This is a genomic window from Antarctobacter heliothermus, from assembly GCF_002237555.1.
GTDB classification, from domain to species: Bacteria; Pseudomonadota; Alphaproteobacteria; order Rhodobacterales; family Rhodobacteraceae; genus Antarctobacter; species Antarctobacter heliothermus_B.
The window spans coordinates 2,902,013-2,916,382 of record NZ_CP022540.1; the positions used below are offsets into that span (position 1 = coordinate 2,902,013).

17 protein-coding genes are annotated in these 14,370 nt (G+C 62.8%); 7 read left to right on the forward strand and 10 right to left on the reverse strand.

All coding sequences use genetic code 11. The features are described from left to right. The first annotated feature begins 98 nt into the window (after positions 1 to 98). Positions 99 to 1,001, forward strand: coding sequence for a fructose bisphosphate aldolase (locus ANTHELSMS3_RS13850; RefSeq protein WP_094035383.1), 903 nt, complete (start codon positions 99 to 101; stop codon positions 999 to 1,001). A gap of 271 nt (positions 1,002 to 1,272) precedes the next feature. Then, positions 1,273 to 1,728 carry a hypothetical protein gene (locus ANTHELSMS3_RS13855; protein WP_094035384.1) on the forward strand — a complete coding sequence of 152 codons (456 nt, stop codon included), beginning with the start codon at positions 1,273 to 1,275 and terminating at the stop codon, positions 1,726 to 1,728. Between the two features lie 113 nt (positions 1,729 to 1,841). On the opposite strand, the gene ANTHELSMS3_RS13860 is transcribed toward ANTHELSMS3_RS13855, so the two are convergent. After that, positions 1,842 to 2,501: a helix-turn-helix transcriptional regulator gene (locus ANTHELSMS3_RS13860; RefSeq protein WP_094035385.1), complete on the reverse strand. Its 660-nt coding sequence runs from the start codon at positions 2,499 to 2,501 to the stop codon at positions 1,842 to 1,844. A 191-nt stretch (positions 2,502 to 2,692) separates the two neighbouring features. Here ANTHELSMS3_RS13860 and ANTHELSMS3_RS13865 point away from each other — a divergent pair, with 191 nt between their 5' ends. Genes ANTHELSMS3_RS13865 through ANTHELSMS3_RS13880 form a run of 4 tightly spaced genes read left to right on the forward strand, consistent with a single transcriptional unit; the run spans position 2,693 to position 5,240 of the window. Next, positions 2,693 to 2,914 carry a twin-arginine translocase TatA/TatE family subunit gene (locus ANTHELSMS3_RS13865; RefSeq protein WP_089275886.1) on the forward strand — a complete coding sequence of 74 codons (222 nt, stop codon included), beginning with the start codon at positions 2,693 to 2,695 and terminating at the stop codon, positions 2,912 to 2,914. A gap of 6 nt (positions 2,915 to 2,920) precedes the next feature. Then, a complete protein-coding gene (tatB, locus tag ANTHELSMS3_RS13870; RefSeq protein WP_094035386.1) occupies positions 2,921 to 3,415 on the forward strand; it encodes a Sec-independent protein translocase protein TatB in 495 nt (164 codons plus the stop codon). Then, on the forward strand, positions 3,412 to 4,380 hold the full coding sequence (tatC, locus tag ANTHELSMS3_RS13875) for a twin-arginine translocase subunit TatC (RefSeq protein WP_094035387.1): 969 nt from the start codon (positions 3,412 to 3,414) through the stop codon (positions 4,378 to 4,380). Before tatB ends, tatC begins: the two co-directional genes overlap by 4 nt. Beyond that, positions 4,377 to 5,240, forward strand: coding sequence for an ATP-binding protein (locus ANTHELSMS3_RS13880; RefSeq protein WP_094035388.1), 864 nt, complete (start codon positions 4,377 to 4,379; stop codon positions 5,238 to 5,240). Before tatC ends, ANTHELSMS3_RS13880 begins: the two co-directional genes overlap by 4 nt. Positions 5,241 to 5,313: 73 nt before the next feature. Here the strand turns inward: ANTHELSMS3_RS13880 and ANTHELSMS3_RS13885 are convergent, their stop codons facing one another. From ANTHELSMS3_RS13885 to ANTHELSMS3_RS13905, 5 genes are all read right to left on the reverse strand, one after another. Next, positions 5,314 to 6,474, reverse strand: a complete 1,161-nt coding sequence (locus ANTHELSMS3_RS13885; protein WP_094035389.1) for a LysM peptidoglycan-binding domain-containing M23 family metallopeptidase — start codon at positions 6,472 to 6,474, stop codon at positions 5,314 to 5,316. A gap of 77 nt (positions 6,475 to 6,551) precedes the next feature. Then, positions 6,552 to 7,193: a protein-L-isoaspartate(D-aspartate) O-methyltransferase gene (locus ANTHELSMS3_RS13890; RefSeq protein WP_094035390.1), complete on the reverse strand. Its 642-nt coding sequence runs from the start codon at positions 7,191 to 7,193 to the stop codon at positions 6,552 to 6,554. Continuing rightward, the gene (gene surE, locus ANTHELSMS3_RS13895; RefSeq protein ID WP_094035391.1) at positions 7,190 to 7,975 is read right to left on the reverse strand and encodes a 5'/3'-nucleotidase SurE; all 786 of its coding nucleotides are present in this window, start codon (positions 7,973 to 7,975) and stop codon (positions 7,190 to 7,192) included. Before surE ends, ANTHELSMS3_RS13890 begins: the two co-directional genes overlap by 4 nt. 114 nt (positions 7,976 to 8,089) lie before the next feature. Next, a complete protein-coding gene (locus ANTHELSMS3_RS13900; RefSeq protein ID WP_094037129.1) occupies positions 8,090 to 8,728 on the reverse strand; it encodes an SDR family NAD(P)-dependent oxidoreductase in 639 nt (212 codons plus the stop codon). 509 nt (positions 8,729 to 9,237) lie between these two features. Further along, positions 9,238 to 9,801, reverse strand: coding sequence for a DUF2199 domain-containing protein (locus tag ANTHELSMS3_RS13905; RefSeq protein WP_157733513.1), 564 nt, complete (start codon positions 9,799 to 9,801; stop codon positions 9,238 to 9,240). Between the two features lie 96 nt (positions 9,802 to 9,897). Between ANTHELSMS3_RS13905 and ANTHELSMS3_RS13910 the strand changes: the two genes are divergently transcribed. After that, complete coding sequence (locus ANTHELSMS3_RS13910; protein ID WP_094035393.1) at positions 9,898 to 10,209, forward strand: hypothetical protein; 312 nt, start codon at positions 9,898 to 9,900, stop codon at positions 10,207 to 10,209. A 5-nt stretch (positions 10,210 to 10,214) separates the two neighbouring features. Here ANTHELSMS3_RS13910 and ANTHELSMS3_RS13915 read toward each other — a convergent pair whose 3' ends face one another. The 4 genes from ANTHELSMS3_RS13915 to radA form a co-directional block, all read right to left on the reverse strand. Continuing rightward, positions 10,215 to 10,481 carry a hypothetical protein gene (locus tag ANTHELSMS3_RS13915; RefSeq protein ID WP_094035394.1) on the reverse strand — a complete coding sequence of 89 codons (267 nt, stop codon included), beginning with the start codon at positions 10,479 to 10,481 and terminating at the stop codon, positions 10,215 to 10,217. Positions 10,482 to 10,707: 226 nt separating this feature from the next. Next, positions 10,708 to 12,210 (reverse strand): amidophosphoribosyltransferase, encoded by a 1,503-nt coding sequence (gene purF / locus ANTHELSMS3_RS13920; RefSeq protein ID WP_439098650.1) that lies wholly within the window; start codon positions 12,208 to 12,210, stop codon positions 10,708 to 10,710. A 122-nt stretch (positions 12,211 to 12,332) separates the two neighbouring features. Next, positions 12,333 to 12,890, reverse strand: coding sequence for a CvpA family protein (locus ANTHELSMS3_RS13925; protein WP_094035395.1), 558 nt, complete (start codon positions 12,888 to 12,890; stop codon positions 12,333 to 12,335). A 72-nt stretch (positions 12,891 to 12,962) separates the two neighbouring features. Then, complete coding sequence (gene radA / locus ANTHELSMS3_RS13930) at positions 12,963 to 14,330, reverse strand: DNA repair protein RadA (protein WP_094035396.1); 1,368 nt, start codon at positions 14,328 to 14,330, stop codon at positions 12,963 to 12,965. Between the last annotated feature and the right edge of the window lie 40 nt (positions 14,331 to 14,370).

Sequence of the window (14,370 nt, forward strand, 5' to 3'; positions counted from 1 at the left end):
CACAGTTAGCGTTATCAGGTCAGACGCCCACTATACCGGTCCGGTCCCCTGCGGTATCGACAGTGCAAAAGCCTTTCATCTCATCATACGAGGGTCTCATGGGACAGGACGTAGCCACATTTTCCAAACAAGCCGACCAGATGCGCACGGGCGGTGGTTTTATCGCAGCACTGGACCAATCCGGCGGCTCTACACCCAAGGCGCTGCGGCTCTACGGTGTAGCCGAGGACAGCTACGATGGCGAAGACGCCATGTACGCCGAAATCCACGAGATGCGCTCTCGCATCATCACCGCGCCGGATTTCACCAACGCCAAGGTGCTGGGCGCAATCCTGTTTGAACGCACTATGCGCGCCGAGGTTGACGGTAAACCCACCGCACAGGCGCTATGGGACGATAGGGGCATCGTGCCCTTTCTCAAGATCGACAAGGGTCTGGAAGACAAGGCAGACGGCGTGCAGATGATGAAGCCGATCCCGGGCATCGAGGAGACCCTCAAAGAGGCCGCGGCATTTGGCATCTTCGGCACCAAGGAACGCTCTGTCATCCATGAGGCCAACGCGGCGGGCATCAAGGCGGTTGTGGCGCAACAGTTTGAACTGGGTATGACGGTTCTGGCGGCGGGTCTTGTCCCGATACTGGAGCCTGAGGTCGACATCAACTCTGCCACCAAGGCCGAGGCCGAAACCATCCTGAAGGCCGAAATTGCAGCGCAGCTGGACCAGCTCGCCGAGGGGCAGGATGTGATGCTCAAGCTGACCATCCCGACCGAGGACGGACTATACAACGATCTGGCGGATCATCCGCGCGTGATCCGGGTTGTGGCGCTGTCGGGCGGGTATTCCACCGATGAGGCCTGCGAACGTCTGGCGCGCCAGCCCAAGATGATTGCCTCTTTCAGCCGCGCGCTGACCGAAGGGTTGAGCAAGCAGATGTCGGATGCGGATTTCAACGCGGCCTTGGGGGCCAACATCGACAAGATCTATCGCGCGTCGATCTGACTCGCCCCTTTTCGTTGATCACAGATCTAGCCCCGTTTCCTGTCCGGAAGCGGGGCTTTTTGTTGTTTCACTGGGCGGGGTGAAGAAACTTTCATGCTGTTTCAATGTCTTGATCCACAGTGGTGGTTTTCCTCACTGATGCGGCCAAGAATCGGCGGCTATCTTGCGTCTCAGTTACGAAGTTCGGAGCAACGAAGGCAATCAAGCCGCTCACCGGATGGACCAAGACCCGTTTTTCCCAGATCGTCCTCATTTTCCAAGGAACAGACCCATGAAAACCTTTGCCAAAATCGCATTCGCCGCCCTCGCGCTGACCGCAACCGGCGCTGTCGCCGATCAGGGCGACAAGATCACCGCAATGGGCTATGGCCCGACCCAACAGCACGCCAAGATCGTGACCATCCAGACCTGGACCACGGCGGCGCATGATTCATACGGTTATGCCGACTGGAACACCGCCTATATCGGTCACATGGAATGCGTGCAGACCTACGCCACCGCGACCCAGAAATATTCTACGTTGTCGCGTGAAGTCATCAAGATCGGTGGCGACCAGAGCGCGCCGTGGTCCTGCATCGTGAGCGGCTATCAGGACGTCAAGACCAGCTACTATGGCGGCTATGACGGCGGCTATAAGAAGAACACTGGCCACACAGGCGGCTACACAGGTGGCCATACCGGCGGGTACACTGGTGGCTACTCTGGCGGCACGACCAACAAATACTGATTTCGGGCTGTCCCAACCGCGGCGCATCCCCACGTCCCACCCATTGCCGCGTCAGTCCCGATAGACCCCGGTGCCCGCTCCCAGCGCCGGGGTCACTTGCGTGTCAAACCCGTCTATCCTGCCTGTTTACGCCAATCGGCGAGCGTCTTGCCCGGTTCATCGACAAAAAGGCCGGGCAAGGGCGTAAGCTTGTCGATCCTGTCGATCCGCAGGCTGAGAAACCGCGCTTCTGTTTCGTTCCAGCCGACACAGGTCCAGATTCGGCCAAAGTAATCCAGATGTAGAGGGCGCAGCACATGCACCGCCTCGCGGGTCTCTATCCGCAGCCTTTGCCGCGCGCGGATCGCGGCGCGGATGGCCGGCATATGAACAAAGCCGCGCGCCGCCTCGGCAAATCGGTCGGTGGCAAATCCGAATGGCGCAGGGGCGGGGCCGGAATCCTCTGGCAGGACCGCCTCTATCTTGGCGGCGAGGCTGCGGGCGCTGGCGGCCTGCTCGGGCAGGGTCGATGCGCCCAGTGCGGCAAGGGCCAGGTGCAGCGCCTCAAGTTCCTCTTCGGTCAGGTTCAACGGGGGCAGGGTGATGGCCGCCTGAACGGTGTAGCCATAGCCGCGCGCGCCCTCGACCGGGACACCGGACGCGGCCAAAGTTTCCATGTCGCGGTAGATCGTGCGCACGGACACACCAAGATCCTGCGCCATCGCCTCGGCGGTGTGCAGTTTTCCGTCGCGCAGGCGTTGCGTCAGGGCATACAGCCGGTCTTTACGGTTCATCTCGCACCTTTTTTCGGCATCCGTGCGTAGACCATACTGACAAAAACCTGACAACTGACAAGGTCATGACAAAACGAGTGGCCTATCGCGGCGCTTTGGTGCTTTTCCGGGGGCAGGAGACCCTATAGACAACGGCAGTGGCATTGATACGCGGCCCCGGACGGGATGCCGCTGACGTTAGGAGAGACATCATGGGTATCGGAAACATCGGTCTTCCCGGCCTTCTGCTGATCGCAGTTGTCGTGCTGGTCCTGTTTGGTCGCGGCAAGATCTCTTCGCTGATGGGCGAAGTGGGCAAAGGCATCACCGCCTTCAAGAAAGGCGTGAGCGAAAGCACCGAAGAACTGGAAGAACAGAAAAAGGCCGATGAGGCCAAGGACGTCACCCCGGAAGACGAGAAAGACAAGGCGTAAGCTGTTATGTTCGATCTTGGCTTTGCCGAACTGCTGGTGATCGGCATCGTTGCGCTGATCGTTGTCGGGCCCAAGGACCTGCCGGTGCTCTTTCGCAACGTGGGTCGTTTCATGGGCAAGGCGCGCGGAATGGCGCGCGAATTCAGCCGTGCGATGAATGACGCGGCGGATGAAACTGGCGTGCGTGATGTCGCCAAGACGTTCAAATCAGCCACCAACCCCGTCAGCAGCGCGATGGACGGCGTCAAGGATGCCGCCAAATCCATGACCAATTTCGACCCTGACAGCGAAACTGGCAAGCTGGCCAAGGAACGCGAAGACGCCCGCAAAAAGATCGAGGCCGGCGCAGCCCGCAAAGCGGCAGAGCGCAAGGCGCGTGAGGCGCAAGAGGCCCTGCGCAAGGCGGATGAGCTTGAGGCGTCGATGCAGGCGGCCCCAGAGGACGCCGCCCCAAAACCGGCGACCGAAGGGCCCGCCGCTGAAGGAAATGACAAGGCATGAGTGACGCGCAAGATGAGATCGAGGACAGCTCGGCCCCGCTGATCGAGCATCTGGCCGAACTGCGCACGCGGTTGATCCGCTCCGTGCTGGCATTGCTGGCCGGGATTTTCGTTCTGTTCATTCCGATCAGCGGCGATTTCCTCGCCGAACATATCCTGCAATTTCTGCTTGTCCCGATCGAAAACACGCTGCGCGCACTGGGCGACCCGTCGCCGACGTTGCAATACACCAGCCCGCAGGAATACCTCTTTGTGGTGTTCCGCATCTCGATGGTGTTTGGCTTCGCGCTGGCGTTCCCGGTCATTGCCTTTCAGATGTGGCGCTTTGTGGCTCCGGGTCTCTACAAAAAGGAAAAGAACGCCTTTTTGCCCTTCATCATCGCATCACCGGTGATGTTCCTGCTCGGTGCAAGCTTTGCCCATTTTGTGGTGACACCGCTGGCGATGGCGTTTTTCCTTGGTTTTGCCGACGCACCGTCGATCTTTGCCGATCTGCTTTCGGGCAGTGTGGACGTGCCCGATGCGACGGCAATTGTTGTGCCAGAGACAGTGCAGGGGCTGCGCATCACCTTTTTCGGCAAGGTGAACGAAAGCCTGAGCACCTCACTGGTGTTCATCATGGCCTTTGGCCTGTGTTTCCAACTGCCGGTTTTGCTGACGCTTATGGGCAAGGCCGGGCTGGTTTCTGCCGAGGGGCTGGGCAGCGTGCGCAAATACGCCATGGTGGCCATCCTTGTGCTGGCGGCGGTGGTGACTCCGCCGGATGTGGTCACGCAGCTGATCCTGTTTGTCGTGGTTTACGGACTGTACGAAGTGTCGATTTTCCTTGTGGGCCGGGTCGAGAAAAAACGCGAGGCCGAGTTGCGCGCGCAGGGGTTGTGGTTCGAAGAAGAGCCTGACACCGAAAATGATCCGCTGATGGATGAGTTCGACGAAGACGAGGACGACGAAGAGGCGCGGCGATGAGCGGAAAATCTGTAGGACCAAAAGCCACGGCGCTGAAACGTATCGCCGCGGCGCTGGAGCGGATGTCGCCCGCGCCGCAAGCGGCCCCCGACTTTGAGGGAGCAGAGGCCTTTGTCTGGCATGTCGATCCCGACAGGTTGGTGCCGGTTCCGCAGGTCAATCGCGTTGCACTGGACTTGCTGATTGGCATTGACCGCGCGCGCGACACGCTGGTGGACAACACGCTGCAGTTTGCACGCGGACATGCCGCAAACAACGCCCTGCTTTGGGGCGCACGCGGCATGGGGAAATCCAGCATCGTTAAGGCGGTCCATGCCGCCGTGCGCGCGCAGGGGCACGACCTGAAACTGGTGGAACTGCAACGCGAGGATCTGGGATCTGTCGGGCGGCTGCTATCGGTTCTACGTGCTGCGCCGCTGCGATTTGTGCTGTTCTGCGATGATCTTTCGTTCAGCCATGACGATGAACACTACAAGAGCCTCAAGGCGGTTCTGGATGGTGGCATCGAGGGACGGCCAGAGAACGTGCTGTTCTATGCCACCTCGAACCGCCGCCACCTGATGCCGCGCGACATGATCGAAAACGAACGCTCTACCGCGATCAGCCCCTCTGAGGCGGTTGAGGAAAAGGTGTCTCTGTCGGATCGCTTTGGTCTGTGGCTGGGCTTTCACCCCTGTTCGCAAGACGACTACCTGGCCATGATCCGGGGCTATTGCGACGCCTACGGGGTCACGGTCAGCGATGAAGAGTTGCGGACAGAGGCGGTCGAATGGCAGGCGACGCGTGGCGCGCGCTCTGGCCGGGTGGCTTGGCAGTATTTTACCGATCTGGCAGGACGGAAAGGCGTGGCGCTGGTCTGATTACCAATCAGGTGGAAACGAAAAAACGCCCTGCCATAGCAGGGCGTTTTTTTCTGTCCACAGGCTGACAGGGTCAGCGCAGATAGCTCATCGGGTCCGTGCTATCCAGCCCTTTGCGGACCTCGAAATGCAGGAAGCCGACATCGCCGGGCGCCACGCGACCGATCTGCTGTCCCCGGCTGACCGCATCCCCGACATTTACGCCAATATCGGCCACGTTCAGATAGACGGTGTTCACGTTGTCCGGGTGACGGACGATGATAAAACTGGCGCCATCGGTTTTCTTGGACACGCTGATGACCGATCCGCTGGCGGCGGCGGACACCGGGGTGCCGGGTGAGGCGCTGATGTCGATGCCGGGATTGGTGCCGGGGTTGTATTCGCGAATGATCGACCCGGTCACAGGCATCGACATGCTGCCGCCGGTCGTGGTCTTGGACTGGCCAATGTCGGCCACCGGTTTGTCCGGTTTGGCAGTGGGTTTGGCCGCAGTGCGCGGCTCTGGCGTCTCGGCGGGCAACGGTGTTGCTGCTGAGGGCGGCACCGGGGTCAGCGACCCGGAGCCCGGCGGCGTGGTGGCCGGTTCCAATCTGCGCGCGTCGGTTTGCGTGCTGACCGGGATCAGCAGGAACTGGCCCTCTCGGATCGAGAAATCCTTGTCCAGCGCGTTCCATTCCGACAGCGCGCGCGGCGAGACGTTGTACAGTCGCGCGATGGTAAAGGCGGTCTCGCCCCGTGCGACCTTGTGCCGAACAGGTTCTGCGCCCGCTGTTGCGCCACCGTCGCGGCGTGCGGTGTCCGGGGCTCTGTCGATCGCGTTGGAGGCCAGCGTGGTGACATCCACACCCGAGGGCGAGCGAATCGGGCCGGTCCCGTCCGCGCCAATCGACGGTTCAGCCACGCGACGGGGCAGGGCGACGATCTCGCCCCGGCGCAGCGCGTCGCTTGGTCTGATCCCGTTGTACTTGCCCAGTTCGTCGGCGGGCAGGCCGACCCGGGCGGCCACATCGGCAAGCGTGTCGCCGCGTTTGGCAATCGCGACTTGATAGCTGGGATAGGACAGGATGCCCCGGTCGTCGGGTTCAGGGCGGGTTGCCGTCGCCTTGAGAGCGGCGTCGGTTGTATCAACTCCGCCTCCGATTCCGCCCCGCAGGTCGAAATCCATTCCGTCGGAACAGGCCGACATCAGTGTTATCAGGGCAAGGGCCGTCATGGGGCGGAAGCCAAGTGTCATCTCGATATCCTCACATGCACCCCTTGTCTCCAGGGCGTCACAGGTTGGTGGCGCGCTATGGACGCCGCGCCGGCGTTTCAGTCCTTGCCGAGCCCTTCGACCAGCGGCACAAAGCGCACGGGCCGCATTTCGTCATAGTCGTAACCTTGTTCGGTCCGCGTCACGCGGATCAGGCTTTGAACGGCATCCGACTGGCCCACCGGCACCACCATGATACCGCCAATCTTCAATTGCGCCAAGAGCGGGCCGGGCGGGTCTTCGGCGGCTGCGGTCACAATTATGCGGTCAAACGGTGCCTGATCGGGCAATCCAAAGGATCCGTCGGCGGTGAAGGCGGTGATATTGGTCAATTCAAGTGCGTCAAACACCGTACGCGCGGCGTTCACAAGGCGACGGTGTCGGTCGACGGTGTAGACCCGCCGCGCCAGCTGCGCCAGGATCGCCGCCTGATAGCCAGACCCGGTACCAACCTCCAGCACCTTGTCGCGTGACCCCACCTTGAGCGCTTGCGTCATCAACCCGACGACAGAGGGCTGTGAGATGGTCTGACCGCAGGAAATCGGCAGCGGCATGTCCTCATAAGCGCGTTCAGAAAAATAGCCTTGGATGAACCGGCCCCGGTCGACGCGTTCCATCGCGTTGAGCACAGCCTTGTCTGTGACGCCTTTGGACCGAAGCGCAAAGAGGAACTGCATCTTGGCCTCGGCGTCGAAGCTCATGAAAAGGCGTCTTTCAGGTCGTTCAGCGCGGCATGGTCGGTCAGGTCGGCGCGCATCGGCGTGACCGTGATCCAGCCCTTGATGTTCATGTCGGCGTCGCTGCCGGTGTCGGTCTCGGCGCGTTGATCGCCGCCGCGGACCCAAAGAAACCTGCGGCCAGAGGGCGAATGGGTTGATTCCACGGTAAAGCGGGTGTTGCGGCGCAGCCCTTGCGGCGCGGCCACTGTGCCCTCGACCCTTGCGGCGGAGACCGGCGGAAAGTTGACGTTGTAGAAACGGCGATAACCCTCGATCCGGCCCGGGTCCACGCGCAGGATTTGGCGCACGGTTTCGGCCCCGTGGACGGCGGCGGCCTCAAACGGGTCATCAGCCAAGGCGTTGTCCGGGCCAAGATATTGCGACAGAGCGATCGCGGTCAGCCCTTGCAAGGCGGCCTCCATCGCGCCGCCCAGCGTGCCGGAATACAGCGCGTTCTCGGCCGAGTTGTTGCCCCGGTTCACGCCCGACAGAACCAGATCCGGCGGGCTGTCCTTGAGCACGTCATGCAGACCGGCCAGCACGCAATCGGCGGGGCTGCCCTCGGCCGCGTATTTGCGCGGGCCAAGCTGTGCGATCATGGTCGGATGGGTATAAGAGATACAATGCGCCACGCCGGATTGCTCAAAGGCGGGGGCTACGGTCCAGACCTCGCCCTCGGGGCCGGCAAGGTCTTCGGCGATGGCGGAAAGAACCTTGAGACCCGGCGCGTTGATGCCGTCGTCGTTGGTGATGAGGATGCGCATGAGGGTGTGCCCGTTCTGGTTTGCCCCTCTCTAGTCAAAGGGGGGGCTTGGGGCAAGCAACGCTCCGCCGATGGGCGCGAGGTGCGCCCTGAAAGACTCAGGTTGTGGTGCGGATCAGGCCAGCTCTGCGAGCAGGCGCAGGGCCTCGGCCTGTGGCGTGGCAAGTGCGGCGCGGTCCTCGCCGGGGTGAAACCGCGCACGGGTGGCGGTGGCCATCGGGTTCGGGCTGAGGACATGAACGCGCGGGCCGGTGCGTTCCGTCTCGGCGGCCCAGCTGCGGGCCAGCGCGATCTGTGCCGCCTTGGTGGTGCCGTAGTAACCGTAAAATTTCTGGCCCGTCACCGGATCATCAAAGAACAGCGCCGTGCCGGTCTCGCCCAGAAGGGGCGCGACGAAGGGGATCAGGTGGCCCATGGCGTCGGCATTGGTGGTCAGGGCCTTGCGCCATTCCTTGGGGTCGATATGGGGCGCGGGGGTCAGGGCGCTGGCGTGGATCGCCGTATGGGCCCAGAGGGCGAGGCCGCCCCAGCGGTCATGGATCGAGCGACACAAATGGGCCATGGCGTCGCGATCGGTCACGTCCATCGGGGCCAGCGTGGCGCTGCCGCCCTTGGATTGGATGCGGTCATCCAATTCTTCGAGGCCGCCGACGGTGCGGGCCACGGCGATGATGTGATGGGTGGGCGCGAGGGCCTCGGCGAGGGCAAAGCCAAGGCCGCGAGAGGCGCCGGTGATGAGGGCAAGTTTGGTCATGGCGATGATGTGCCGGGGATTTTGAGCGGGGTCAAGCGCGGCCATGTCGCGGCCCGCCTTGATATGGGGTGTCCACGCGTGGACAGGAAGTCGACTGTGAAATATCAAGAGGTTACAGCGACGAATTTACCTGCGATTAACCTTTGTCCGCGTGGGGTGGGACTGTGATCACGCCCGTCCGTGCCACGCGTGAGGGGCCTGCCGCAGCCTTCGCGTGGTCGGGATATGTTATGAAACGAGATTTTCGGCGCAGGCTCTGAGCCGCGACCGGCGTATGGGGGCGTCATGCCAAAGGTATGCTTGCAGCATGACCCCGTCTCCCTGCGGGCGACTCCCCCGGGATATTTTTGGACAGAAGAAACCCGAGGGGGCCAATGCGTGGCGAGCCGGATCGGGAAAGGCATCGGGATTGCCCCGCAGGGGGATGGCGAGGGGGACGTGACCGGAGGGTGTTGGCCGTCAGGCCGTTGTTTGGTCTGGGCCCGCGGCGGGGCGTGGGCGCGGGTGGATCAATCCGCCGTCAGATGGGGGCGGATGTCGTCGCCAAAGGCGGCGTAGAGGTCCAGCAGGTCGTCGAAGGAGATGCCTTGCGCTTGTGCCTCTGCCAGGGGCCCCTCGGTCACGGTCATCTGCGGGCGCTGCGTGGGATCGGGCAGGGTGAGCGTCACGGCTGTGCCTTGCTCATCCTCAAATTGCGGTAGGGTGTTGGCCAGCAGCCCGTCGGCGGGCGGAAAGGGCGCTGCGGGGTCGTCGATGGTGGCGAGATAGGCGCGGAACACCGGCTCTGGCACCTCGACCCATGGGCCAAAGGCGAAAACCTCATCGCTGCCGCGCAGGGGAAGCGTCAGGACGGAGCGCAGGAAATAGCGGCCCGCGATGCGGCAGAATTCCGCCCCGAGGCGATCCTCACCTACCTCAAGGTCGGCGTCGTCGATGCGGGGGCCATAGGCCCAGTCATCCGGCGCATCGAAACCGATGTCATAGATGCCGCTGAACTGTCGCCCGCAACAGGGGCAGGAGCGGGTGTCATCATTAAAGCGCCGCCAGCGGGCATCAAGATCAAGAATATTCATGATGGGGATGTGCGGCGCTTTGCCGGTGTGGTCAAGGGGCTGGGCAGGTCGGCGTTGCTGCGTCATGCTGGTGAGGCAGCTTTCAGGAGGGAAGCAATGGTCAAACGGGTCTTGGGTCTGTGTGCGCTGCTGGGGCCGGGTGCGGCGCTGGCGGATGAAATCAGCGGAGAGTGGTGTTCGCCCGACGGGCAAAGCCTGACCATCCGCGACAACCGGGTGGTGGCCCCATCGGGAATTGAAACGGACGGGCGTTACAGCCGCCACCGCTATGAATTCATCATGCCCGAAGGCGGCCCAAACGCGGGGGCGGCCATTGTGCTGGAGCAACTGTCCGAAGAGGAAGTGCGCTATAGCATCGACGGCAGCGCGCCGGTCAGTTGGACGCGCTGCCGGGCGGTGACAAGCTAGCCGGGTTATTGCGCCACGGGCTGTGTCAGCCAGCGGGTTTCGCCCTTTTGGGCCAGCGCCAAGCGCCCGTCCTCGATCGCGATGACGGGATCGCGGCCGATCTGATCGCCGATCTTGAGCATTTGCACCTTGCCGCGCGAGGTGCGCACAAGCGCCTTGGGCGCATCGCCGGAGCCGAAGGTGCCCAGCAGGATGAGACCTGTGAGATCGGCTGTTGCCGGGCGGGTGGCTGCCGATATGACGGCTTCGGGGGTTGGGGTTTCTTGGGCCATGGCTCTTCACTGGGTTGTTGAAGAGCGGCGCATACTGCGGTGCAGCATCAGGCGAAAGAGGGGCCGGGAGGATGCGCGGCGGATGGCTGGCGGCGGGTCATGTGCAGGCGATTTTTGGCCTGTGGTCGCCGTGTGGCTCTGTTCGGCCTGCGGGCCGAAGGCGCCCACCCGCCGACCCTTGGGTGCGGATGAGCCGATTATCGTGGCACGCAGAGGGAGAGGCGGCTTATTCCGCCGCCTTCATCTGGAAGCCCTTTTGGATCATGTCGGCCGGTTCAACCGGGTATTCCCCAGAGAAGCAGGCGTCACAATACTGCGGGCACTTGGCGTTGCGGCCTTCGGCCTCGCCCACGGCGCGGTAAAGACCGTCGAGTGAGATAAAGCGCAGGCTGTCGACGCCCAGATGTTCGCACATCTCATCCTCTGACATGGTCGCGGCCAGCAGTTTTTCGCGCTGGGGCGTGTCGACGCCGTAGAAACAGGGCCATGCTGTCGGGGGCGATGCGATGCGAAAGTGGACCTCGGCGGCGCCAGCATCAAGGATCATCTCCTTGATCTTGCGGCTGGTGGTGCCGCGCACAACCGAGTCGTCGACCAAGATCACCCGCTTGCCCTTGATCAGGGCGCGGTTGACGTTGAGTTTCAGGCGCACGCCCATGTTGCGGATCTGCTCTGTCGGTTCGATGAAGGTGCGGCCCATGTATTGGTTGCGCACGATGCCCATGCCGTAGGGAATGCCGGATTCGTGGGCAAAGCCAATGGCGGCGGGGGTGCCGCTGTCGGGGACCGGGCAGACGAGGTCGGCATCCACCGGCACCTCACGCGCCAGTTCGACACCGATCTGGCGGCGCGTCTCATAGACGGACCGACCACCGATGATCGAATCGGGGCGCGAGAAATAGACATGTTCAAAGATGCAGAAGCGCGATTTGGCGCGGCGGAAGGGGAAGTGCGATTCGACGCCACCATTGGCGGTGATGACCACCATTTCACCCGGTTCGATTTCGCGGACAAATTCCGCCCCGATGATGTCCAGTGCGCAGGTTTCAGAGCTGAGCGCCCAGCCATCCGCGACCTTGCCCAGCACCAGCGGGCGCACGCCCAGAGGGTCACGGACACCGATCAGTTTGGTGCGGGTCATGGCGACAACGCTGAACGCGCCCTCGACGCGGCGCAGGGCGTCCTCCATCCGGGATGGGATGTCGCGCTGGAGTGAGCGTGCCATCAGGTGAATGATGCATTCACTGTCGGACGAGGACTGAAAGATCGATCCGCGCTCAATCAACTCACGCCGCAGGGCGTCGGCATTGGTGATGTTGCCGTTGTGGGCAATCGCCGCGCCACCCATGGAGAATTCGCCAAAGAAGGGCTGCACATCGCGGATCTGGGTCTGGCCCTTGGATCCGGCGGTGGAATAGCGCACATGCCCGATGGCCAGTTGGCCGGGCAGCGTGTCCATCAGCGACTGGCGGGTGAAGTTGTCGCGCACATAGCCGAACCGGCGGGCGGAGTTAAATCCGCCCAAGTCGGGATGGTAGGCGACGATGCCACCGGCCTCTTGCCCGCGGTGTTGCAGGGCGTGGAGGCCAAGGGCTACGAAGTTCGCCGCGTCGGCTACGCCGACGACGCCGAAGATACCGCACTCCTCCTTGAGTTTGTCGTCGTTGTCCGGATCGCGGACCGCGTCGAAGTCAAAAGGATGGGCGGGAGGAAATATGGCGTCGGGCAAGGGGGCAGCTCCGAATCCGTTGTGCATGTGCAGCATGGTGTAGTGCCCGAGGGCACGAATGTCACGAAACGATTACATCATTTAGTCAGAGCGCGATGCCATGTGTTTCGGCCTGCGTTTTATTACGGGGCGTCGCAGACACTGACCAGTTGTTCGTATTGTGCGGTGATCCAGCCAAGCGCCTGTTCGGGGTTCTGTTCCTCGATCCGGTCGGTGAACTGGGCAAACACCGCCGCAGAGCGCGAGTCGTCGATCATCGTGATGTCCTGTGCGGTGATCACGGTCTCGTAGACGAAAAAGGCGATGGCCACGAGCAGGATGCCGCGCGCCACCCCAAAGAAGAAGCCAAGCGCCTGATCCAGCCCACCCAGCGCCGAGCGTTTGATGATGGACGAAAACAACGGGGTGAACAGGGAGACCACCACCAGCGCGACGGTAAAGATCGCCGCGAAGCTGGCGATCACGGCCAGTTCGCAGCTGTCGGCGAGAAATTCGCCGATGACGGGGATTTCCTTGACCAGCGGTTGCACCTGATCGGCAAAGAGAAAGGCCACCACCGCGGCCACGACCCAGCCTAGAATGGCCATCGTCTCACGCACCAGCCCGCGTGAGTAGGCCAGCAGGGCCGATAGCAGAATGATGACGCCCACCACGCCGTCAACGATTGTAAACCCGTCCATCTGCCTCACTCGCCTCTTGTCGCCTGGCCGCGCGCGGCCCGTGTTCTGCCTGTCATAGCGGTTCTGCCGGGTCTACCCGGCGCCAAAGACCTCGCCGACGAAGGTGGTCAGGTCGGGCATCCGGGACAGCGCCATGCCGTCCGATGCCGTGGCCTTGCCCCCTTGCGGCAGAATCGCCTTGGAGAAACCAAGTTTCTGCGCCTCTTTCAATCGGTTTTCCGACTGGCCGACGGGACGCAGGCTCCCTGATAGGCTGATTTCTCCGAAAACGACAGTATCGGGGGGCAGGGCAGCGTCCTCGCGCGCGGAAAGTAGCGCAGCGGCCACAGCCAGATCGGCGGCGGGTTCGCTGACCCGCATCCCCCCCGCGACGTTCAGGTAAACATCCAGCCCCGCAAACGGGATGCCGCAACGCGATTCGAGAACCGCCAAAATCATCGCCAGACGGCTACCGTCCCAGCCCACGACCGACCGGCGCGGCTGCGAATGCGGGCTGGGAGAGACCAGCGCCTGAAGCTCGACCAGCAGGGGGCGCGTGCCCTCGACCCCGGCAAAGACCACCGACCCCGGCGCGGGCTGGCCGCGTTCGGACAAAAACAGCGCCGAGGGGTTGGCGACCTCTGACAATCCGCCGCCTGTCATCTCGAACACGCCGATTTCATCGGTGGGACCAAAGCGATTCTTGACCGAGCGCAGGATGCGGAACTGGTGGCCGCGCTCACCCTCAAAATACAGCACCGTATCGACCATGTGTTCGACGACACGAGGACCGGCCAACTGGCCCTCTTTGGTGACGTGGCCGACCATCATGATGGAACTGCCGGTGCTTTTCGCGAAGGTGGTCAGCTCATGCGCCGCGGCGCGGACCTGACTGACAGAGCCGGGGGTGCTGTCGACATTGTCGGCCCACATGGTCTGGATCGAATCGATGATCGCCAGATCGGGGCGGGTTTCGTCAAGCGTGGTCAGGATGTCGCGCAGATTGGTTTCCGTCGCCAGTTTCACAGGCGCCTCTGCCAAATTCAACCGTTGGGCGCGCAAGCGGATCTGGGCGCTGGCCTCTTCGCCCGAAATATAGACGACCTTTAACCCGGCGTTGGCAAAGGCCGCGGCGGCCTGCAAAAGCAGGGTGGATTTGCCGATGCCCGGATCACCCGCCATCAGCACCGCGCTGGAGGGCACAAGCCCGCCCCCCAGTACGCGGTCAAATTCATCCATACCGCAGGCGGTGCGCGGCGGCGGTGACTCTTTGGCGGAGAGATCGGTCAAGGCGACGGCGCGGCCGCGCGATTTGCCCAAGGTCTTGCCCGATGGTCCCTGGCTGAGGGGCTTTTCCTCGGTGATGGTGTTCCATTCGCCGCAGGTTTCGCAGCGCCCCGACCATTTGGTGGTGGTGGCGGCGCAGGACTGACAGACGAAACGGGCGGTGGCTTTGGCCATGGAGACTCCGTGAGTGTCGGGGGCGTCGGGGCAGGGTCGC